Source organism: Candidatus Pelagibacter sp. HIMB1485 (genome assembly GCF_052048055.1).
Taxonomy (GTDB): Bacteria; Pseudomonadota; Alphaproteobacteria; order Pelagibacterales; family Pelagibacteraceae; genus Pelagibacter.
In genome coordinates this window covers 223,269-245,396 of sequence record NZ_JBNAIN010000001.1, presented here as the reverse complement: position 1 = coordinate 245,396, position 22,128 = coordinate 223,269, and the positions used below count along the sequence as shown (strand labels likewise).

Genomic DNA, 22,128 nt, shown 5'->3' with positions numbered 1-22,128 from the left:
TCAACTTGTAGTTTCAAATTTAAACCCTATATGACGAAAGAGAGACAATAATATTATGAGCAAAATAATTGGAATAGACTTAGGAACAACCAACTCTTGTGTTGCGGTAATGGAAGGAACACAAGCTAAGGTTTTAGAAAATGCAGAAGGAGCAAGAACAACACCTTCGGTGGTTGCATTTACTGATGAAAATGAAAAATTAATAGGCCAACCTGCTAAAAGACAGGCAGTAACAAATCCTGAAAACACAATTTTTGCAGTTAAAAGATTAATTGGAAGAAATTTTGATGACCCTACAGTAAAAAAAGATGTTGAAGCTGCACCATTTAAGATAGTTAACTCTGAAAAAGGAGACGCTTGGATTGAAGCTAAAGGAGAAAAGTATTCTCCCTCACAAATCTCTGCATTCATATTACAAAAGATGAAAGAGACAGCTGAAAAATATTTAGGATCAGAAGTAACAAAAGCTGTAATTACTGTACCAGCATATTTTAATGATGCACAAAGACAAGCTACAAAAGACGCAGGTAAAATTGCAGGACTTGAAGTTTTAAGAATTATAAATGAACCAACTGCTGCATCGCTTGCTTATGGTTTAGATAAAAAACAAAACAAAAAAATTGCTGTATACGATTTAGGTGGTGGAACATTTGATGTTTCAATACTTGAGTTAGGTGATGGTGTATTTGAAGTTAAATCAACTAATGGCGATACTTTTTTAGGTGGTGAAGATTTTGATAATGCTATCGTTGATTATTTAATTTCTGAATTTAAGAAAGATAATGGTATTGATCTTAAATCAGATAAACTTGCTTTACAAAGATTAAAAGAAGCTGCTGAAAAAGCAAAAATAGAATTATCATCTGCAGAACAAACAGATATAAACTTGCCATTTATAACTGCAGATAAAACAGGTCCAAAACACATTAATTTAAAGATGACTAGAGCAAAACTTGAGGCTTTAGTTGAAGACTTAATTGCTAGAACAATGCCTCCATGTCAGACTGCTTTAAAAGACGCAGGAATTACCGCAAGTGAGATAGATGAAGTTGTTATGGTTGGTGGTATGACTAGAATGCCAAAAGTTATAGCAGAAGTTAAAAACTTTTTTGGAAAAGACCCTAATAAAAGTGTAAACCCTGATGAAGTAGTTGCAATGGGTGCTGCTATTCAAGCAGGAGTGTTACAAGGAGATGTTAAAGACGTTCTTTTATTAGACGTTACACCGTTATCATTAGGTATTGAAACACTTGGTGGTGTTTCAACAAAACTAATTGATAAAAATACAACAATTCCTACTAAAAAAAGCCAAGTCTTCTCAACTGCTGAAGATAATCAGCCAGCTGTTTCTATTAGAGTTTTACAAGGTGAAAGAGAAATGGCTTCTGATAACAAGTTATTAGGTAATTTTGAATTGGTAGGTATTGCTCCAGCTCCAAGAGGAGTTCCTCAAATTGAAGTTACATTTGATATTGATGCTAACGGTATCGTAAATGTTTCAGCAAAAGACAAAGGAACTGGTAAAGAACAAAAGATACAAATTCAAGCTTCTGGTGGATTAAGTGATGAAGAAATTGAAAAAATGGTCAAAGATGCTGAAGCTAACAAAGAAGCTGACAAAAAGAAAAGAGAGTCAGTTGATGTAAGAAACCAAGCAGACACTTTAATTCATTCAACAGAGAAGAACTTAAAAGAGCACGGATCAAAAATTTCAGATGCAGAGAAAAAAGCAATTGAAGATGCATCATCTGCTGTAAAAGAAGCTCTAAAAGGTGAAGATATTGAAGATATCAAGAAAAAAACAGAAGCTTTAGTTCAAGCTTCAATGAAACTTGGAGAAGCAATCTATAAATCACAACAAAGTGCTAAACCAGAATCAGGAAAAGATGATGGTGGAGATGATACAGGTAAAAAAGACGAGAATGTTGTTGATGCTGATTTCGAAGAAGTAAAAGACGAGAATAAAGAAAAAAGCGCATAAACTGACATTTAATTGTCTGGGGTAATTTGATGGCTAAAAGAGACTATTATGATGTCCTAGGCGTTAACAAGAGCGCAAGTCCTGATGAACTAAAATCTGCGTATAGAAAACTAGCAGTTAAATATCATCCAGACAAAAACCCTGGAGACACAAAAGCAGAAGAAAAATTTAAAGAAGCTAGTGAGGCTTACGGAATACTTTCAGACAAAGAAAAAAAACAAAACTACGATAACTTTGGACATGCGGCTTTTGAAAATGGTGGTGGTAGACCGGGTGGTGGTTTTGGTGGTTTTAGTGGAGCTGATTTTTCAGATATTTTTGAAGATTTCTTCGGAGATTTTGGAGGTGGGGGAAGATCAAGAAACAGAAGATCAAATAACAGAGGTTCAGATTTAAGATACGATTTATCAATTTCGTTAGAAGAAGCTTATCACGGTAAAAAACAAGATATAAAATTTGCAACTACTGAACAGTGTGGAACTTGCAAAGGTAATGGTTCAGAACCAGGTTATTCTCCAGATAGGTGTTCTTATTGTGGAGGAAATGGAAGAATAAGATCTAACCAGGGTTTCTTTACTGTTCAACAAACTTGTCCACAATGTAATGGTAATGGTGAAGAAATTACTAATCCATGCAATGATTGTAATGGTCAGGGTAAAAAACAAACATCCAAAAAAATATCTGTAACTATTCCTAAAGGAGTAGATGATGGTACCAGAATAAGACTTGCTGGAAAGGGTGAAGCTGGTAGTAGAGGTGGTGCTACAGGTGATTTATATTTATTTATAAATGTTCATTCTCATGAACTATTTAAAAGATCGGATGAAAACCTATTTTTTGAGTTTCCGCTATCTCTTGCTGATGCGGCTCTTGGAACTACGATTGAAATACCAACAATTGATGGTGGAAGAGCAAAAATAAAAATTCCAGATGGAACCCAAAATGGTAAACAATTTAGATTGAAAGGCAAAGGAATGCCATTTATGAGAAGAGGTGATTTTGGTGATCTATATGTTCAAGTAAAAACAGAAGTGCCAGTATATTTAAACAAAAAACAAAAAGAATTACTTGAACAATTTAGGGAAATAGAAAACGATAAGTCAAATCCAAGTATTAAAAAGTTTTTTCAAAAAGCAAAGGATTTTTGGAAAAATTAAATTATGGGATTAGAGGAAATAATTCCATCAATAGCTTTAATATTAATTCTAATTCTAATTTTACCTAATTTTATAAAATCAAACTTTAATAAAAAAGTATTTGTTAAAAATTTAAGTATTTGGGGTATTATTGTAATTGTTCTTATGATACTTCTATATTTTATCACTTAATGAAAAAAATTAATTTAGCTATTTCAGGATGTATGGGAAGAATGGGTCAACAACTCATCAAATCCTCTAAGAAAAACAAAAATTTCAAACTAGTCACACTTACAGAAAATAGATTAGTAAATAAAAAATTTAATGGAATTAAACCTGAATTAAATTCTAATAAAGCCTTTAAAAAAACTGATGTAATTATTGATTTTACTGTTCCTGAGTGCACCCTAGAAATATTAAAAATAGCATCAAAATTAAGAAAAAAAGTAGTAATTGGTACCACTGGATTTAGTAGAGCTCAAGAAAGTCAAATTAAAAAATATTCAAAAAAAATACCAATCTTAAAGGCTGGTAACATGAGTTTAGGTGTAAATTTACTAATGTATTTAACTGAAATTGCCTCAAAATCACTTAATGATGAATACTTAAGTAAAATATTTGAAGTACATCACAAACACAAAAAAGACTATCCATCCGGTACTGCTTTAATGCTTGGTAAAGGAATTGCTGATGGAAAAAATAAAAATTTATATAATTTGATTGGTAGGAAATTCTTGAATAAAAAATCGTTTCCTTATGGAAAAAAAATTAATTTTAACTCAATTAGAAAAGGTGAAATTATAGGTGAACATGAAGTAAAATTCTCAAGTGGAAAAGAAATAATTACATTAAACCATGAGGCTTTTGATAGAGCACTTTACTCAGATGGGGCCTTAACCGCTTCTAAATGGTTAATGAAAAAAAAACCAGGATTATATTCGATGAGAGATTTGCTTAACTTTTCATAATGAATGAAAAACAAAAAGCAAAAGTAATTATTAATACTTTAAATAAAATTTATCCTAAAGCACCAGTTCCTTTGAAAAGTAAAAATACTTTCACTCTTTTAATTTCAGTTTTACTGTCTGCTCAATGTACTGATGTAAATGTCAACAATGTAACTAAAGATATATATCCAAAATACTATAGACCAGAACATTTTGTAAAATTAGGAAGAAAAAAAATTGAAAAATTAATTAAAAAAATTGGTATTTTTAGAGTCAAAGCTAAAAGCATTTATTTGATGTCAAAACAGGTGCTAGAAAAACATAAAGGTAAAGTTCCAAAAACATTTGAAGAACTCGAAAAATTACCTGGGGTAGGCCATAAAACAGCTAGTGTAGTTATGTCTCAAGGTTTTGGGTATCCAGCTTTTGCTGTTGATACTCATATTCACAGACTTGCACAACGTTGGGGTCTAACAAACGGGAAAAATGTAGTTCAAACTGAAAAAGACTTGAAAAGAATTTTTCCAAAAAAAATTTGGTCTAAACTTCACTTACAAATAATTTTTTATGGTAGAGAGTATTGTAAAGCAAGAGATTGTTATGGTTTAAGTTGTAAAATATGCACTACTTGCTACCCAAATAGAAGAAAACCTGTTATTACCAAAAAAGCTTAATATGAAAATTTTAGGAATAGGAAACGCTATTGTGGATGTCATTTGTAAAGTTAATGACAGTTTTATTGATCAAAACAACCTTACTAAAAGCACGATGAAATTATTTTTTGATGAAAATGAATTTAAAAACCTATTAACAAATCTAAAGATTGAAAAAACAGTTTCTGGGGGATCAGTTGCAAACTCAATCGTTGGTATATCTCAGCTTGGTAATAAAGCTGGCTTTATAGGAAAAATTTCAGATGATGAATTTGGTAGTAACTATGAAGAAGGATTAAAAAAAGAAAATGTAGACTATTTTTATTCAAAAAAGAAAGAAAAATTACCAACAGGGACTTGCTTAATATTAGTAACTCCAGATTCAGAAAGAACAATGTGCACCTTCTTAGGTACAGCGGGAAAAATTAATGAAAATGATGTTGATTCTGATGCTATTAAAAAAAGTGAAATAATATTTTTAGAAGGTTATTTGTGGGATGAAGGAGAACCTAAAAAAGCATTTGATAAGGCTATAAATATTGCAAACAAAGTAGCTATGTCACTATCAGATGTATTTTGTGTTGATAGGCACAAACCTCATTTTTTGAACTTAGTTAAAAACAAACTTGATATAACTTTTGCTAACGAACAGGAAATTACTTCATTAATTGATGCGAAAAATTTTGAGGAAGTTGTAAATTTTTCAAAAAAACTTAATAGATTGGTGGTTGTAACTAGAGGTGAAAAAGGTGCGGTTGCAATAGATGGAGATGAAGTTTTTGAGAGTGGTATACAAAAAAATCTAAAAATAGTTGATCTTACAGGCGCAGGAGATCTCTTTGCAGCTGGATTTTTACATGGATACATAAACAGGTTGTCTACAAAAGAATGTCTAGAAAAAGGTACTGAAATGTCATCAAAAATAATCCAACAAATTGGAGCAAGACTTTAAGTTAACTTTTCTTTCTTTTAAAACTCCCCTTACCTTTTTTAGGCTTGATAGTTTTTGGTTTATACTTTTTAGAAAATAAATTTTTAGCAATAGGGTTTTTTTTAGTTAATTTGGTAACCATTTTTTTTACTAATTATAAATTTATTATCGTCAAAAGTTTTTAAAATTTTTTTCCTTAATCTATAAACGTGAGTCTCGACAGTATGAGTTTCTATACCAGATTGATAACTCCATACTTTTTCTTGTAACTCATCAACGCTAACTGGTTTATTTGATTTAGATAAAAAAATAATTGTATTAATTTCCTTTTCAGTCAATTTGAGCTTGATATTTTTTGCTGACATTTCTCTAGAATTTAAATCTATAATATAATTGTTTACTTTAAATTCGGATTGATTGTTAAATTGTACTTTTAAAAATTCAATATTTATTTTTTCTACAAGTTTAGAAATGTTCACAGGTGTTTCATTTAAAACAAATTGATGATTAATATTTAAATATTCTCTATCTGTTATAATCAGATAGTTATTAAAATTTTTAATTGTATCATTTAAAATATTTTCATTATCTGCAAATAAAATGTTAAAATTTAAATCTAACTTAATTTCTTCAAGAATATGATACAATTTTGAAAATTTATATATTATTAAATTCTGAGTTAGCACAAATGTAAGATATGACAATTTTGGTAAAAAATAAACATACTCTTCAAGTAGGTGAATTTACATTCAGGTGTTGTATAGGAAAAAAGGGATCAACGAAGAATAAAAAAGAGGGGGATAAAAAAACTCCAATAGGTACCTTTAAAATTGAAAATCTTTATTTTAGGAAAGACCGTTTAAAAAAACCATCAACTTCACTAAAATGTATTGAAATAAAAAAAAATATGGGTTGGTGCGATGATATTCATTTTCCAAAAAAATATAACAAGCTTATCAAAATTGAAAAAAAAGTTGGCCATGAAAAATTATTAAGAAAAGATCATAAATATGACTTTCTAATACCAATTAGATATAATTTTGAAAAACCTATTACTGGTCTAGGAAGTTGTATTTTTATTCACTTAACTAAAAATTTCAAACCTACTGATGGATGTGTTGCTTTAAAAAAAAAGGATTTTTTAATCATGCTTAAGTTAATTAAAAAAAATTCTAAGATTAAAATTTCTTAGTTTCTATGTCCAAAAATACTAGATCCAACTCTAACAAATGTAGCAAAATGTTTGGTAGCAACAAGGTAATCTGAGGACATGCCCATACTTAAATCTTGAAAACCAAAAGATTTATTGAGCTTGTTCATATCATCAAAATAATTATTAGGATCAACATTTGCTGGAGGAATACACATTAAACCAATTAAATCTAATCCAATTTCTTTGCAATATGAAACAAGCTGATTTACCTCTGTTTTACTAATACCTGATTTCTGATCTTCGTCACCTATATTTATCTGTAAAAAAACTTTAATTTTTTTATTTATTTTATTTTGTTCATCAGCAATTTTTTTAGCAAGTTTCGCGCTATCAACTGAGTGAATATAATCAAATATTCTAACTGCGTGCTTTACTTTATTTGTCTGTAATTTACCGATCATATGCAACTTTATCTGTAAATTTGTATTTTTTATATCTGCCCATTTTTCAACTGCTTCCTGAACTTTATTTTCTCCAAAATCAGTATGTCCATATTCTATAAGCGGTAAAATTTTATCAATTTTAAAAGTTTTGGATACTGCTATAATTTTAGGTCTACTATTAATGTTTAATCTATTAAGATAAACTTTAATTTTAGTATCAATATTTAATAAATTTTTTACAGAGTTATGCATAAAAAAATAAAATATTACTTCATAAATAAATTTGAAACAAACAATATTGATAAACAAGACAAACAAACAATTATAATTTATAGAAATTATTCGTCAGAAACAGTAAATGAAAAACTAATTTTAAGAATTAAAAACTATTGTAAGAAAAAGGGAGTAAAATTTTATATTTCAAACAATATTCAACTTGCGTTAAAACTTAATCTAGATGGAGCATATATTCCATCTTTTAATAAAAAATTTAATCATTTATCATATTCATTAAAAAAAAAATTTAAGATAGTTGGATCTGCTCACAACCTGCGAGAAATTAGAATGAAGGAAATACAAAAAGTTGATAAGATTTTTTTATCTTCTTTATTCAAAAAAAATAAAAATTATTTGGGGATAAATAAATTCAAACTACTTTCAAAACTCACTAAAAAAAAAGTTGTTACTTTGGGTGGTATTTCTAAAAATAATATTAATAAACTGGGTCTTCTAAATCATTCTAGTTTTGCTGGTATATCTTTTTTTGAATAAAAAAAAGGCCCCTCAAAAAGGGGCCTTTTAAAAACTTATTCTAAACTAAATTAGAATGCGAATGATACGTCGATTTCAAAACCGTCGATATCATCTTGCGCTGAAGTTGAACCACCTGTGTTATCCATAGACACATGTGCAACCGCAATCGTCATACCACCAGAAGTGTATGAAGCAGATAAGTTTGCAGACTCTTGGTCTTGTGACTTATCACCGAATTGTCTTTCAGATGCATGGTAACCAATTGTTAAGTCATCAGATACTTGGTAAGTAATACCAATTGCTGAGAACTCATCATCAGAAGCAGTTCCACCACTTTGATCTTGCTCAGATTCCTGTGCACCAACTGTAAACGAACCGAAAGCATACTTAGCGTACATTGTTTCAGTTTCTAATTTACTTGTTCCTGATTTACCATTGTCGTCTGCAGCATAACCAAGTGTTAAACCTTCAACACCTGTATATTCTAAAGCATATGATACAGTTCCATCTGGTCTACCTGTTCCTGATGGTACATAAGATAAATTAACTCCTAAACCATCAACCATCTCTGGTGCAGCGTATTTGAATGAATTATCAGTTCCAAATCCACCGATTGCACCTTCTTTAGCTGTTCTAGTGTTTGTAACTAGTGCACTAGATGTAGAAGTGTGACCAATAACATCCCAAGACTCGCCGTACGCAGTTGGCATTACATCGTCAACAGATGACATTGCAGTTCCACCGCCGTGCGCATGGAAAGTTAAAGTTCCAGCATCTGGTATTTCGATTACAACACTTCTGTCATCTAAAATACCACCATCAATTTCTTGTTTTGTGGTAATAACTAAACCATTATCTAATTCTCCAGAACCAGAGAAGTTCAAAGAGTCACCAGAAGAGAAGCTGTTACCAGCATCATGGTTTGATTGATTGTTCAAAGTTATACCTGCAGAACCAGTAACACTCATTGAACCAGCAAATGCTGATGTAGCAATAAGAGAACCAGCTAAAGCAGTTAAACCTACTTTTTTAAATGTGTTCATATTAATTACTCCTTATTTTTAATGTTATTATTAATAATAAACGTAAATTTATTAACATTTTCACTATGTAAAAACGTTCTTTAATAAAGTTTTTAATTAATTTTTCTTTTTATGTGATATTTTTACAACACCATAATTTATCAAGCAAATTAGGAGTTTTTTGAATAAAATTTATTTATATTTTTAATTTATTCTTTAATACAGAATTAGATTTATGAAAAAAATCAAAATTTTACTAATTTTACTAATTTTTCCAATGTTCTTGTATTCATGTAATGGAAAATTACCTGGTGCTGATGCGCGTAAAATTCCATATGACCCAAAAGAAAGAGTTAAGAGAAATCTGGAACAAGGAAAGGGTTTTAGGCTAGATGAATCTTTTGGAGGAGGAAATAAAAGTGGAAATTTTGAATTTGCAAGTTCTAATCCCCTTTGGCGAGCATCATTAGATACTATTGATTTTATGCCTCTTGCTCTTGCAAATTATAGTGGTGGTATTTTATCAACAGACTGGTACTCCGAAGATCAAAATCAAAACGAAGCTATAAAAATAACAATAAGATTTTTATCTAATGAAGTAAGATCAGATGCTTTAGCAATTAAAATATTTCATAGAAAATGTGAAACAGTAAATAATTGCGCTCTTTCAGAGCAAAAAGGGAAACTTAAAGCAGAACTAACAAAAGAAATTTTAAAAAAAGCCGCTGTTTACTCTAAAGAAACTGAGGATAAAAATTTCAGACCCTATAATTCTGGTGGAACCAGAGATTCTAAAAGCTAATTTATAATTTTATTTGTGGATAGATATAACTTTAAAATTATTGAAGAAAAATGGCAAAGAAAATGGGAAGAAGATAAAACATTTTCTGCAAAAATAGATAAATCTAAAAAAAAATTTTATTGCCTTGAAATGTTCCCATACCCTTCAGGTAAAATACATATGGGCCATGTTAGAAATTATACAATAGGCGATGTCCTAGCAAGATTTAAATCATTACAAGGATTCAATGTTTTACATCCTATGGGGTGGGATTCGTTTGGGATGCCTGCAGAAAATGCTGCTAGACAAAATGGTTTAGATCCAAAATCATGGACCGAAAAAAATATTTCAAATATGAAAACTCAATTAAAAAAATTAGGTTTATCAATAGATTGGGAAAGAGAGATATCAACTTGTTCTCCTGAATATTATAAACATCAACAAAAATTTTTTTTAGAATTATATGACAAAGGATTGGTTTACCGAAAAGAACAGTATGTAAATTGGGACCCTATAGATCAAACTGTTTTAGCAAACGAACAAGTCATTGACGGCAAGGGTTGGAGATCTGGAGCAACAGTAGAGAGAAAAAAATTAAATCAATGGTTTTTTAATATTAATAAATTTTCTGAAAACCTTTTAGAAAATTTAGAGTTATTAAATGAATGGCCAAATAAAGTTAAAGTGATGCAAAAAAATTGGATTGGAAAATCCTTTGGATGTGAAATTAACTTTAAAATAGAAAATTCAAGTAAAATAGAGAATATTAAATGTTTTACAACAAGACCTGATACACTATTTGGAATGTCTTTTATTGCGTTGTCTGTTGATCACCCAATTTCAAAATACTATGAAAGTAATGAAGAATTTATAGAGTTTAAAAATAAATGTTCTGCTGTTGGGACAACTGAAGAGGCCATAGCTAATGCTGATAAACTTGGATTTAAAACAGATCTCATAGCAGTTAATCCGTTAGATAATAAAATTAAAGTGCCAGTCTATTTTGCTAACTTCGTTTTGATGGACTATGGACTAGGTGCAGTGTTTGGTTGTCCAGCTCATGATCAAAGAGATTTAGATTTTGCATTAAAATATAACTTAAATGTAAAAACGGTAGTAAAACCAGAAATTAAAATTGATGATTTTAAAGTAAAAGATAAAGCCTACACAGGTCCAGGATACATTTTTAATTCATCTTTTTTAAATAATCTAAAATGTCCAGAAGAATCTATTATTAAAACTATCGAATATTTAGAAAAAAAAAAAATAGGAGAAAAAAAGATAAATTTTAGACTTAAAGATTGGGGTGTATCACGACAAAGATATTGGGGTTGCCCAATTCCAATAATTTATGACGAAAATGGTAAAGCCAATAAAATCCCAGAAGAGATGTTGCCTGTGACACTTCCAGAAATCACTAAATTAAGTTCGACTGGTAATCCATTGGATACGATAATTGAATGGAAAAATATCGAAATAGATGGAAAAAAATTTATTAGAGAAACAGATACATTAGATACTTTTGTAGATTCTTCTTGGTACTTCTTGAGATTTTGTTCTCCAAGAAAAACTGATTATGGATTTGATGAGGAGGAAATTAAATACTGGATGCCTGTCGACCAATATATAGGTGGAGTGGAACATGCAATTTTACATCTGCTGTATTCTAGATTTTTTATGATGGCTATTTCAAAAGAAAATAAAAAAATAAATATAGAAGAACCTTTTAAGGGTCTATTCACCCAAGGAATGGTTTGTCATGAGACTTATAAAAATCAAGAAAATCAATGGCTAAGCCCAGATGAAATTGTAACAATAAATGGAAAAAAATTTGAAAAAAAAGAAAAAACAAGAGAAGTAAAAGTGGGCCCATCTGAGTCAATGTCTAAATCTAAAAAAAATACAATAGATCCTGAGAAAATTATAAATGAATATGGAGCAGATGCTGCAAGACTATTTATCCTGTCTGACAGTCCACCAGAAAAAGATGTTCAATGGTCAGATGAGGGAATAAATTCTTCTTATAAATTCATAAATAAATTGTGGATGTTAAACAAAAAATTTATGAACGAAATTTCTAAAGATCATCAAGAGGACTCGAGTTTAAATTTATCTAAATTTACTAATCAATATTTAAAAAAAATTACCAAAAATTTAAATAACTTTAGTTACAATGTTCTTATCGCTAATCTCCATGAAATGTATTCATATTTGAATAAAGAGTTAATTAATATTTATTCTAGTAAGACATTAAAAGAAAATTATAATAAAATACTAATTACAATGCTTCCAATTATTCCACATTTTGCATCGGAATGTTTAAAAGAAAATAATTTTGATATTAAAGATATATGGCCTGAATTTGATGAAAAAATATTAAAAGAAGACAACGTTAATATAGTGGTACAGTTTAATGGAAAAAAGAGAGGCCTACTCAAACTTCAAAAGGATACAACTGAAAAAGAAGTATTATCCATCATAAAAGAAGATCAAAATTTTAAAAAATATATTAATAATCAAGAAACAATTAAAAAAATAATTTTTGTTAAAAATAGAATCTTAAATATAATTGTCTAATGATGATTTATTTAAAACAATTAAAAATATTTTTATTTTTATTTTTGTTAATTAGCTGTGGATACACTCCCGTTTATGAAAATTTGAATAAAATAGATTTTAAATTAAATATTTCAAATTTAAATGGGGTAAGAGAATTAAATAATAAAATTAAATCTAATTTAAATAGATACACATTCAAAGCTTCGGAAAAAGTTTTTAACATTTCAATTAATTCAAAATATACAAAAAATATAATAGCAAAAGATGCGACTGGAGCTGCTACTGAATTTGAAATAATTATAGATGTTGCTTTTAAAGTGGATTCAGAAAACTATAAAAATACATTTGAGTATAATGAAAGTTTTACTATGAAAAGTAAAGCAGACAAAATTGAAGAACAGGAATATGAAGAAAATTTAACTTCGAACATAATTGACATAATTACTCAAGAATTGATTTCAAGATTATCCTTATTGTAATGATTATTAAATCGTTTGAATTAAATAAAATTGATTTAAAAAAAAATAATATCATTCTTTTCTATGGAAATAATGAGGGCCATAAATATCAAGAAACAAAAAATTTAAGCAAAAATTTTTTAAATGTTTTGAATTATGATCAAAACGAAATAATTGAAAATTCAACTTTAATTTTAGAAACACTTTATAATGAATCTTTGTTCGGAGAAAAAAAATTTATTATAATTAAAAGAGCGACAGACAAAATGCACAAATTAATTGAAGAAATATGTGCAAAAAATATAGGTGAAAATGTAATTTTAATAAATGCAAGTAATCTTGAAAAAAAATCAAAGCTGAGAACTTTTTTTGAAAAAAGTAAAACAAATCTTTGCATACCTTTTTATCCTGACAATAATCAAACACTTTCAAAGATTACTTCTAATTATTTAAGTAGTAGAAAAATACAAATGTCTCAAATAAATATCAATTTAATTGTAAGTAAATGTAACGGGGACAGAGAAAAATTATTTAATGAATTAAATAAAATTGAAAACTACTCATTAAATGGCAAAAAACTTGATAGTCATAGTATTTCTAAACTAATAAATTTGTCCGAGAATCATAATGTTTCAGAACTTATTGACAACTGTCTTGCAAAAAATAAAAAAAAGACAATGACTATTTTAAATGAAAATAACTTTGTCACCGAAGATTGCATACTTATTACAAGAATTTTTCTAACTAAATTAAAAAAAATACTTATACTTTCTAGTGAATTTAAAAATAATAATAATATTGATTTAACAATATCAAGTGCGAGACCACCAATTTTTTGGAAAGATAAAGAGATAGTAAAACAGCAAATATTAAATTGGAAACCAGAAAATATAAAGAAATTGATCTATAAAATTCATAAAATTGAGCTTCTTATTAAGAAAAATATGCAGAATTCAATTAATTTAATAAGAGATTTTATATTAGAACAATTAAACTCTAAAACTAATAATTAGACTTTATAATGTCTATTATTTTATTTAATTGATCTAGATCTTTATACTCAAAAGAAATTTTTCCCTTGTTTCTTTTATTATTTTTTATATCAACATTTAATCCAATTTTGTTGGATATTGATAATTCAAGTGCGATAATATTTGTATCTTTTGATAAACTTGATTTTTTTCTATTTTTGAAAATCTTAACAAAATTTTCTGCTTGTCTTACAGATAATTTTTTTTCAATAATTTTATTTGCAACAAAACCAGCATTTTCAAGCCCGACTAAAATTTTAGCATGGCCAGCTGACAATTTTTGAGTTTCAATTAATTTTATTACATCATCTGGCAAATTTAAAAGTCTCAAAGTATTAGTAATGTGACTTCTACTCTTACCAATAAATTTTGATACTTTTTCTTGATCATAAGAAAATTCATCAATTAATCTTTTATAACCTTGGGCTTCCTCAAGGGGGTTTAGATCATGTCTTTGAACATTTTCTACAATTGCAAATTCTAAAGACTTTAAATCGTCAGCTTCGGTAATAACGACAGGAACATTATGTAGACCTGCCCTTTGTGCTGCAAGCCACCTTCTCTCTCCTGCTATTATTTCAAATTTTCCTTCACTATCATTTGACTTTCTAACAATGATTGGTTGTATCATTCCCCTTTCTTTAATTGAATTTGTTAGATCAATTAAATTATTTTCATCAAATATTTTCCTTGGCTGATACTTGTTTGGAACAAGATCACTAATTTGCAATTGGTTTTTCTCTTGCTCTACTTTTGTTTCTCCTATCAATGATGATAAACCTCTTCCTAGACCCTTTTTAATTTTATCCATTAAGCAGCACTTCCTATTGTAGACTCTTGATTTATAAATTCATCTGTAAAACTAAAATATGACTTGCTACCTGGACATGATTTATCATAAATTAAAACCGGCATTCCATGCGAGGGTGCTTCAGATAATCTAACGTTCCTTGGTATTACTGTTGAGTAAACTTTTTCACTAAAATAATCTCTTGCTTCTTTTTCAACTTGTGAGGATAATTTATTTCTTTTGTCATACATCGTTAAAAGTATACCTCTGATTTTTAATTCTGGGTTTAAACTTACTTTTATTCTTTCAATTGTCTTCATAAGCTGCGTTAGACCTTCAAGAGCAAAAAATTCTGTCTGTAAAGGAACCAGAAGCGACCCTGAACATACAAGGGCCATAACAGTCAATAGGCTGAGTGAAGGCGGGCAGTCTATCAGTATATAATCATAGGATCCTCTAGAATCATTTAAATAAGCGGCTAATTTACGCTTTAATATAAAGGCTCTATTTGTATCATCAGCTGTTTCAACCTCTAGACCTGATAAGTCAACATTGGAAGTTACCAAATCCAAATTTTCAAACTGGGTTTTCCTGATTACTTGATAAATTTCTTTAGTTCCATTCAAAACCCCATAGATTGTATCACTTGAATTTTCCATATTAGATAATCCAAGACCTGTAGTTGCATTTCCCTGAGGATCTAGGTCTAAAACTAAAATTTTTTTATTATGTTGTGCTAGTCCAGCTGCAAGATTTATCACTGTTGTGGTTTTTCCTACCCCACCCTTTTGATTTATGACTGAAATAATTTGCATTTTATTTTTTTCAATTTCTTTTTAATTTTTTTTTTTAATTGTTTTTATATTTATCAAAAATGAATCTTCACTTGTTAAACTTTTCTTTTCTATATATTCCAAATTCCATTTTTTTTTAGATTTTTCAAAAACTTTTTTTCCACTTTTACCCATAAAAAAAATTAAATTTTTATATTTCGAAAAATTTTCATAAACTAAATCTAAAACTACAGGCATAGGTTTAAACGCTCTTGACATAATTGTTCCTGTCTCTAAATTTTTTATCTCAAAAATATTTTTTTGAAAAACTTTAGTATTTAAATTTAATTTTTCTGAAACTTCTTTCAAAAAATGGCTTTTATGGTAGCTTTTTTCATATAGATGCACATTCATTTTATTTTTCATGTTTTTTAGCATAATTGCTACTATGATTCCTGGTAAACCAGCTCCAGAGCCTAAATCTGTCGTTGTATTGCAATTTAAATCAACAAAATCAATTATTTGTGCTGAATCAATAATATGACGCTCAATTATAGCATTTTTTGATGCTGTATTTTGACCAATTATGTTAATTTTTTTATTTTTTTCCAAAATCAGAGATATATAGTTTTCAAAGTCTAAAAATGTTTCACGTGAAACATTTAGATCATTAAGTCTAGAGTAAGAATTTAAAATTTCTTGATCCATTAAGCTATATGCTTAATAGACTTTCTTTTTACGTGTGACAACAAAATATATACAGCTGCTGGAGTTATTCCATCAATTCTTAAAGCTTGACCCATAGTTTTAGGCTTTATTTCTTTAAATTTAGCTTTAACCTCATTAGACAAACCTGAAAGTCCATCATAATTAATTTTATCAGGAATAATTAAGTTCTCATCCCTCTTAAATGCTAAAATATCTGCTTTTTGCTTCTTTAAATACCCCCTGTAATGAGCATTAATTTCTACTTGTTCATCAATTTCTTTACTAAAATAGGGTATTTCAGGCCATATTTCTCTAATTTTACTCATATTTACGTCTTTTTGAGTTAGAACCTCATTTGAAGACCTCAATATTCCATCTTTCGCTATTTTAATCCCAAATTTTTCTGCTTTAGATGGTGAAATACTAGATTTATTCATTTTTAAATTAATTTTTTCAATTTTATCAAATTTATCCAGATATAATGCTTTTCTTTCCTCTCCAATTAACCCAATTTCTATTCCCTTAGCTGTTAATCTTTGATCTGCATTATCTGCTCTCAAGCTTAATCGATATTCTGCTCTTGATGTAAACATACGGTATGGCTCCGCAACTCCCTTGGTAACTAAATCATCTATCATTACACCAATATAGGCATCGGATCTATCAAGGATAAAAGGCTCAAAATTTTTAACAGATAAAGCTGCATTTATACCGGCTATGAGGCCTTGCGCAGCTGCTTCTTCATATCCTGTTGTTCCATTAATCTGCCCGGCAAGATAAAGATTGCTGATCTTCTTAGTTTCAAGAGTCAAGAATAGTTCACGTGGATCTATATAGTCATATTCTATAGCATATCCTGGTCTTATAATTCTAACATTTTCTAAACCATTGATATTATTACATATTTCTTCTTGTACATCAGCTGGGAGCGATGTTGAGATCCCATTAGGGTAAATTGTGTGATCATTAAGCCCTTCTGGCTCTAAAAAAATCTGATGACGAACTTTATCTGCAAATTTTACTATCTTATCTTCTATAGATGGACAATATCTTGGACCTACTCCTTTTATATTACCTGAGTACATTGCACTTTTAGATAAATTTTTTTCTATAATTTTATGAACCTTCTCATTGGTATAAGTCATTCGACATGACACTTGTTTGTTTAAATTTTTTTTAGTTAGGAAAGAAAAAAAATAAGGATCATCATCTGCAAATTGTTCTTCAAGGTTTTCAAAATTAATCGTTCTTGCATCTAACCTGGGAGGTGTTCCAGTTTTTAATCTTCCAATTTTAAAATCATATTTTGCTAATTGTTCACTTAAACCTGTTGAAGGTTTTTCATCATACCTACCTGCTGGTGTTCTTTCATCACCTATATGTATCAAACCGTTTAAAAAAGTTCCTGTTGTTAGTATTAACTTGTTGCATAATACCTTTTTACCTTCTTTAGTTTCAAAACCACTTATGGTGTTATTATTAAAAATAAACTTTATTACAGGATCTGAAAAAATGCTTAAATTACAGTAGTTTATAAGTTTTTCTTGCATAAATTTACGGTAAAGAGCTCTATCTGATTGAGTTCTTGGTCCACGTACAGCTGGACCTCTGCTTCTATTTAATAATCTAAATTGTATGCCTGATTTATCTGCAACATCTCCCATAACACCATCAAGTGCATCTATTTCTCGAACTAAATGACCTTTACCCAAACCACCAATTGCAGGGTTACATGACATCTCACCAATCGTTTCTATTTTATGAGTGAATAGAGCAGTGTTTACACCTAGACGAGCAGAAGCTGCAGCTGCCTCGCATCCTGCATGACCACCACCAATTACAACTACATCAAATGACAAATCATTTTTCATGATCCAAATTTATATGTGATTACATAATTTACAAGATAGGCTTAATTTTTTGTAAATAAGCTAGTATTATCAACGTTTTTTGGATTAAATTAGGGGGCTTTTAAACCCCCAAATTACTGATTATTGAGTTATGTTTCTTCCTAATTGGTAATTGTGTGGGGGTAAACCACCATGTTCCTTTACATATTTTTTAATATGAAAAGATTCCCAATTTTTTCTTTCATCATCAGAGCAAGTGTTCATTAAAGAATAGTAAACTTCATCCATTGGAACACCTTGATTTTTTTTTTCTTTCAATCGTCTTGGTAGATTATTTGTTTCACCAATGTTTTGAATATGGCCGTTATAAATAATTTTATAAATCACTTTCTCCTTTGGTGGATTGTCAAGATCATGAACTTTATATTCATAGTCGGGAATAAGTCTCATGTACCAAAACCCTGATTTTTCACATTTTTTAAGGTCTATTTTCCTTTGATTTATTGGCTTTTTAAGCAATGAAGCATATCTTGGAATAATCGTAGCTATACTAGATGTTCCAGATATAACTGCACCTGCTCTTTGAGTCTGTTTCCCTTTAAGAATTAAATAATTGTCTGAACTAGTTGGTTCATTATTTAATCTAAAATACAGCCTTTCACACTCTTTAAGCTCACCAACAGTTGATATTTTACAATGAGAATAATCCTCGAGTTTAAGTGTATGGTATGTGCTTGAGCTTAAATAAATTACACCATCTCTTGGTGTAGCAGAAGGCTGCCTAGAAACAAAACCAGATTGTTTTTTAATATCACTAAAATTTAGAACATTATCATTTTGTAACAATTGCAATTTTTCACTCATTAATTTACCTCCTTTCGACCTGGTATCGATGCAGTAAATTTAATGAAAACTTGATCGTACAAGCTCTCATGATTTTCAAAAGGTTCTACAATTGGTTCATGAACTTTTAATGGATAATCAGCACCGTCATCTCCTTTCAGCTCATACAATGTATTTCCTACTTCATTTAAAAAATCACTGAGCATCCGTGATCTCCATGCAGCATCGTTCATTACGTATTGTTCATCTGCTACAATGGATCTTCTCACTATTACTTTTCCTTTTTTGTCATTACTTTGGGTGTGCTCCATTTTAGATACACCTCTCCTGTTACCATTATTCATGGTTATTCCTTATTTCTCCTGAGGACTTGATTGTTAAAAGATTGTGATATAAAAAATATCTGGATACAATCTATTCTGGTTGGAGCCTCAGGGTCCCAACCGGAATTTTTAAATTTTAATTATTCATCTTCATCATAATTTTTTTCATCTTCGTAAGCATCCATACGAGCATCATCCATCCTAATATCAATATGCTCACTAATTTCATTAGCTGAACCATCTAAAATACCCTCTAGTAGTTTTTCATCTGTATCAATTCGTGCCCAAGATTTGTTTGTGTATAAGGACGAAACGCCATCAAAAAACTTTTTTTTTAAATTAGACCTCTCTAAAAAATCTAGCCTCGTATGATAATTTTTATTATTAATGTTTTGAAAGTTTTCTAATTTATTTGGTGCAAAGTATTGATGAAAATTTTTATTTTTTAAAACCCTGTCAATGAAGTCTAATTCATCATCTCTATAATCGTTGATATTAAATGGTTTTGGTTGAAAAAGGGTTTTGGGTTTAAAAATTACTTCTATATTAGTTGAGTCAATATAATTTGTGAACATATAAGTATTATTAATCTCCTCCAGAACATGCTCATAAGTTCCATAGAGTCTTCTTCCAAAAAGTGGTCCGTTATGTATATGATCTTCATAGGCATCCTCTGACATATTCTCTTCAGACACATCCATTCTTCCGACAGCTTGATCTAATATTGTTTTTCCCGCATCATCATCAAAGCGAATAGACTCAACTTCCATGTCACAAAGAATGAAAACTTGATAATGCATTTCAACTGGTAAAATATGCCAGGTACCGTTAAAAGATTTATCACTACTTGACTGGGGAATATAAATATCTGACATACATATTTTTCCATCTTCTTCATCTTTTTGTTCCATATAAATATCATACGTAAAAGAAGGGAAGGGCCAGAAAGTACAGTAATTAAATGATGTTGCGTATAATTTACAAGGAGTACTATCAATTAAATTATGTAGCTTAGTAAATAAATTTGTTCTTGTAATTTCATAAGAAGGATCGCTTCCATGATTTTTCATTATATTGTAAGGACTAGATGATTTTAAAATTTCAGATAAACATTTCCAAATTTCTTCATGACGTGTATCAAGCAAACTTATTTGAACTGGTTTAGTTAAAAAAATATTTTTTTTAAAAGAAGACAAACTTCTAAGATCGTTTTCAGTTATCAATCGAACACGCTTTAGGCCCGTATCAATTTGTTTAAATCTTTCTATGTCTTCTTCAGTAAAACCGCCTTCATAAACCTCTTTCTCTCCTTGTTGTATCTCCTCGGGCTTGATAGCTAAAAATTTACATATTAATTCTAAATATTTTTTCGATATCTCATTGTTAAACTCAATTCTTTCAATGGTTTTTTTTGTTGGAAGCTGATTTTCTTGAAAATTCTCTTTTTCTTTTAAAAATGTACAAAAATTACTGTAAAAAATGCTTTTTGATGAATAACCTTTATTTTTTCTAATATTTACTATTTTTTTACTACTTATTTTTTCCATAACTGGAACATATACCAATAATGATAGACATTATAGAGACTTATTGAGACTTTTTTCAAAAAAATGAGACTTAAATTTTATTAAATGAGACGTAAATGATAACTTATCTACTTTCCTATACAAAAATCGTTGAAAATACTACCTAATATCTCTTCTACATCGACTTTTCCAACGATCATACCCAAATGTCTAGTAGCTAATCTTAAATCTTCTGCTGCTTTATCAAAATCTTCTATTTCTTTTTTTTGATTAAAGTTATTCAAATGATCTAAACACTGTTCCAAATGTTGTCTGTGTCTTTCTCTAGTAATTAAAATATCATCACTAGTTATAAATTTATTTTTTAAATTATTTTTTATTTTTGAAATTAGTTCATCAATATTTTTATTATCTTTAATTGAGATTAAAACATGATTTATATTTTTAATTTCTGGATCAATTTCTTTTTCTAAAAGATCAGACTTGTTTATAACTAAAATTGCATTTTCATCTAATAAACCCTTCAAAACATCATTAAAATCAAGGCTTTTTGCATCCACCACTACAAGCTTTAAATCTGCTTCTTCGGCTCTATTTAAAGATAATTTAATACCTTTTTTTTCTATCTCATCTTTAGATTCTCGTATTCCTGCGGTGTCAGATATTATTACGGGATAACCATCTATATTAAGATGAGTTTCTATTACATCTCTTGTAGTACCAGCTATTTCAGAAACAATTGCAACATCTCGATTTGATAAATGATTTATTAAACTAGATTTCCCTGCATTAGTAGGACCAAGAATTGCAATCTTAAAACCTTCTCTAATTCTTTCTCCAACTTTTTGATCGTTTAAAATCTTTTCAATTTTTTGAATAACATCATTTGAATCATTTTTGATTTCATCCAAAATATTGTCGGGCAAATCTTCATCCGGAAAATCAATTTTAGCTTCAACATGAGCCAAAATTTTTAAAAGTTTTTCTCTTAAAAAATTAAATTGGTCTGCAGACTTGCCGTTCATAATTTTGATTGCTTGTTGTCTTTGAATTTCTGTTTCAGATGAAATTAGATCAGCTATACTTTCTGCTTCTAATAAGTTTATTTTTCCATTTTGGAATGCAAGTTTAGTAAATTCGCCTGGCTCTGCTAATCTACAATTTTCAATTTGAGAAATAGAAGAGTGAAGGGCATCTACCACGGCTTTACTACCGTGAACTTGAATTTCAGCCATATCTTCACCTGTGTAGCTCTCAGGTCCAGGAAACCATAGTATTATACCTTCATCGATCAACTCAGAAGTGTTAATTTTGTTGATTTTTCTTAATGTTGCTATTCTGGGGTTAGGCAGACTCTTTTTAGTTAACAATTTTAATATTTTGCTAGTATCTGGACCCGAAATTCTAATTACCGATATACCGGATATGCCTGGCCCAGTTGATAAAGCATAAATTGTCATGAATTTA

At 29.2% G+C, this 22,128-nt stretch carries 22 protein-coding genes; 11 read left to right on the top strand and 11 right to left on the bottom strand.

Going from position 1 to position 22,128, the window contains the following annotated elements; all coding sequences use genetic code 11:
* The first annotated feature begins 55 nt into the window (after nt 1–55).
* From dnaK to ACTTA4_RS01305, 5 genes are all read left to right on the top strand, one after another.
* Nucleotides 56–1,981 (top strand): molecular chaperone DnaK, encoded by a 1,926-nt coding sequence (dnaK, locus tag ACTTA4_RS01325; RefSeq protein ID WP_440633207.1) that lies wholly within the window; start codon nt 56–58, stop codon nt 1,979–1,981.
* A 29-nt stretch (nt 1,982–2,010) separates the two neighbouring features.
* Complete coding sequence (gene dnaJ, locus ACTTA4_RS01320) at nt 2,011–3,138, top strand: molecular chaperone DnaJ (RefSeq protein ID WP_440633206.1); 1,128 nt, start codon at nt 2,011–2,013, stop codon at nt 3,136–3,138.
* Nucleotides 3,139–3,308: 170 nt separating this feature from the next.
* Nucleotides 3,309–4,085, top strand: a complete 777-nt coding sequence (gene dapB / locus ACTTA4_RS01315; protein WP_440633205.1) for a 4-hydroxy-tetrahydrodipicolinate reductase — start codon at nt 3,309–3,311, stop codon at nt 4,083–4,085.
* Nucleotides 4,085–4,738 carry an endonuclease III gene (nth, locus tag ACTTA4_RS01310; RefSeq protein WP_440633204.1) on the top strand — a complete coding sequence of 218 codons (654 nt, stop codon included), beginning with the start codon at nt 4,085–4,087 and terminating at the stop codon, nt 4,736–4,738. Before dapB ends, nth begins: the two co-directional genes overlap by 1 nt.
* 1 nt (nt 4,739) lies before the next feature.
* Nucleotides 4,740–5,669: an adenosine kinase gene (locus ACTTA4_RS01305; protein ID WP_440633203.1), complete on the top strand. Its 930-nt coding sequence runs from the start codon at nt 4,740–4,742 to the stop codon at nt 5,667–5,669.
* A gap of 101 nt (nt 5,670–5,770) precedes the next feature.
* On the opposite strand, the gene ACTTA4_RS01300 is transcribed toward ACTTA4_RS01305, so the two are convergent.
* The gene (locus ACTTA4_RS01300; protein ID WP_440633202.1) at nt 5,771–6,295 is read right to left on the bottom strand and encodes a winged helix-turn-helix domain-containing protein; all 525 of its coding nucleotides are present in this window, start codon (nt 6,293–6,295) and stop codon (nt 5,771–5,773) included.
* 50 nt (nt 6,296–6,345) lie between these two features.
* Between ACTTA4_RS01300 and ACTTA4_RS01295 the strand changes: the two genes are divergently transcribed.
* The gene (locus ACTTA4_RS01295) at nt 6,346–6,840 is read left to right on the top strand and encodes a L,D-transpeptidase family protein (RefSeq protein ID WP_440633201.1); all 495 of its coding nucleotides are present in this window, start codon (nt 6,346–6,348) and stop codon (nt 6,838–6,840) included.
* Here the strand turns inward: ACTTA4_RS01295 and ACTTA4_RS01290 are convergent.
* The gene (locus tag ACTTA4_RS01290; protein WP_440633200.1) at nt 6,837–7,496 is read right to left on the bottom strand and encodes a YggS family pyridoxal phosphate-dependent enzyme; all 660 of its coding nucleotides are present in this window, start codon (nt 7,494–7,496) and stop codon (nt 6,837–6,839) included. The genes ACTTA4_RS01295 and ACTTA4_RS01290 overlap by 4 nt on opposite strands.
* On the opposite strand from ACTTA4_RS01290, the gene ACTTA4_RS01285 reads away from it, so the two are divergent.
* Nucleotides 7,491–8,015: a thiamine phosphate synthase gene (locus tag ACTTA4_RS01285; protein WP_440633199.1), complete on the top strand. Its 525-nt coding sequence runs from the start codon at nt 7,491–7,493 to the stop codon at nt 8,013–8,015. The two genes, ACTTA4_RS01290 and ACTTA4_RS01285, sit on opposite strands and share 6 nt — an antisense overlap.
* Nucleotides 8,016–8,065: 50 nt before the next feature.
* Here the strand turns inward: ACTTA4_RS01285 and ACTTA4_RS01280 are convergent, their stop codons facing one another.
* Entirely contained in the window at nt 8,066–9,040 is a 975-nt protein-coding gene (locus ACTTA4_RS01280) for a porin (protein ID WP_440633198.1), read from the bottom strand.
* A 214-nt stretch (nt 9,041–9,254) separates the two neighbouring features.
* Here ACTTA4_RS01280 and ACTTA4_RS01275 point away from each other — a divergent pair, with 214 nt between their 5' ends.
* The 4 genes from ACTTA4_RS01275 to holA are packed head-to-tail and all read left to right on the top strand — an operon-like array spanning nt 9,255 to nt 13,830.
* On the top strand, nt 9,255–9,821 hold the full coding sequence (locus tag ACTTA4_RS01275; protein WP_440633197.1) for a DUF3576 domain-containing protein: 567 nt from the start codon (nt 9,255–9,257) through the stop codon (nt 9,819–9,821).
* 15 nt (nt 9,822–9,836) lie between these two features.
* Entirely contained in the window at nt 9,837–12,377 is a 2,541-nt protein-coding gene (gene leuS, locus ACTTA4_RS01270; protein WP_440633196.1) for a leucine--tRNA ligase, read from the top strand.
* Nucleotides 12,377–12,838 carry an LPS assembly lipoprotein LptE gene (gene lptE, locus ACTTA4_RS01265; protein WP_440633195.1) on the top strand — a complete coding sequence of 154 codons (462 nt, stop codon included), beginning with the start codon at nt 12,377–12,379 and terminating at the stop codon, nt 12,836–12,838. Before leuS ends, lptE begins: the two co-directional genes overlap by 1 nt.
* A complete protein-coding gene (holA, locus tag ACTTA4_RS01260; RefSeq protein ID WP_440633194.1) occupies nt 12,838–13,830 on the top strand; it encodes a DNA polymerase III subunit delta in 993 nt (330 codons plus the stop codon). The genes lptE and holA overlap by 1 nt, the downstream gene beginning before the upstream one ends.
* On the opposite strand, the gene ACTTA4_RS01255 is transcribed toward holA, so the two are convergent.
* From ACTTA4_RS01255 to mnmE, 8 genes are all read right to left on the bottom strand, one after another.
* Nucleotides 13,820–14,659 carry a ParB/RepB/Spo0J family partition protein gene (locus ACTTA4_RS01255; RefSeq protein WP_440633193.1) on the bottom strand — a complete coding sequence of 280 codons (840 nt, stop codon included), beginning with the start codon at nt 14,657–14,659 and terminating at the stop codon, nt 13,820–13,822. The genes holA and ACTTA4_RS01255 overlap by 11 nt on opposite strands.
* Nucleotides 14,659–15,453 (bottom strand): ParA family protein, encoded by a 795-nt coding sequence (locus tag ACTTA4_RS01250; RefSeq protein WP_440633192.1) that lies wholly within the window; start codon nt 15,451–15,453, stop codon nt 14,659–14,661. Before ACTTA4_RS01250 ends, ACTTA4_RS01255 begins: the two co-directional genes overlap by 1 nt.
* A 21-nt stretch (nt 15,454–15,474) precedes the next feature.
* Nucleotides 15,475–16,119, bottom strand: coding sequence for a 16S rRNA (guanine(527)-N(7))-methyltransferase RsmG (locus ACTTA4_RS01245; protein WP_440633191.1), 645 nt, complete (start codon nt 16,117–16,119; stop codon nt 15,475–15,477).
* Nucleotides 16,119–17,990: a tRNA uridine-5-carboxymethylaminomethyl(34) synthesis enzyme MnmG gene (gene mnmG, locus ACTTA4_RS01240; protein ID WP_440633190.1), complete on the bottom strand. Its 1,872-nt coding sequence runs from the start codon at nt 17,988–17,990 to the stop codon at nt 16,119–16,121. The genes ACTTA4_RS01245 and mnmG overlap by 1 nt, the downstream gene beginning before the upstream one ends.
* 120 nt (nt 17,991–18,110) lie before the next feature.
* The gene (locus tag ACTTA4_RS01235) at nt 18,111–18,833 is read right to left on the bottom strand and encodes a hypothetical protein (protein WP_440633189.1); all 723 of its coding nucleotides are present in this window, start codon (nt 18,831–18,833) and stop codon (nt 18,111–18,113) included.
* Nucleotides 18,833–19,156: a hypothetical protein gene (locus ACTTA4_RS01230; protein WP_440633188.1), complete on the bottom strand. Its 324-nt coding sequence runs from the start codon at nt 19,154–19,156 to the stop codon at nt 18,833–18,835. Before ACTTA4_RS01230 ends, ACTTA4_RS01235 begins: the two co-directional genes overlap by 1 nt.
* Nucleotides 19,157–19,275: 119 nt before the next feature.
* Nucleotides 19,276–20,682, bottom strand: a complete 1,407-nt coding sequence (locus ACTTA4_RS01225; RefSeq protein WP_440633187.1) for a hypothetical protein — start codon at nt 20,680–20,682, stop codon at nt 19,276–19,278.
* 107 nt (nt 20,683–20,789) lie between these two features.
* Entirely contained in the window at nt 20,790–22,121 is a 1,332-nt protein-coding gene (gene mnmE, locus ACTTA4_RS01220) for a tRNA uridine-5-carboxymethylaminomethyl(34) synthesis GTPase MnmE (protein ID WP_440633186.1), read from the bottom strand.
* Between the last annotated feature and the right edge of the window lie 7 nt (nt 22,122–22,128).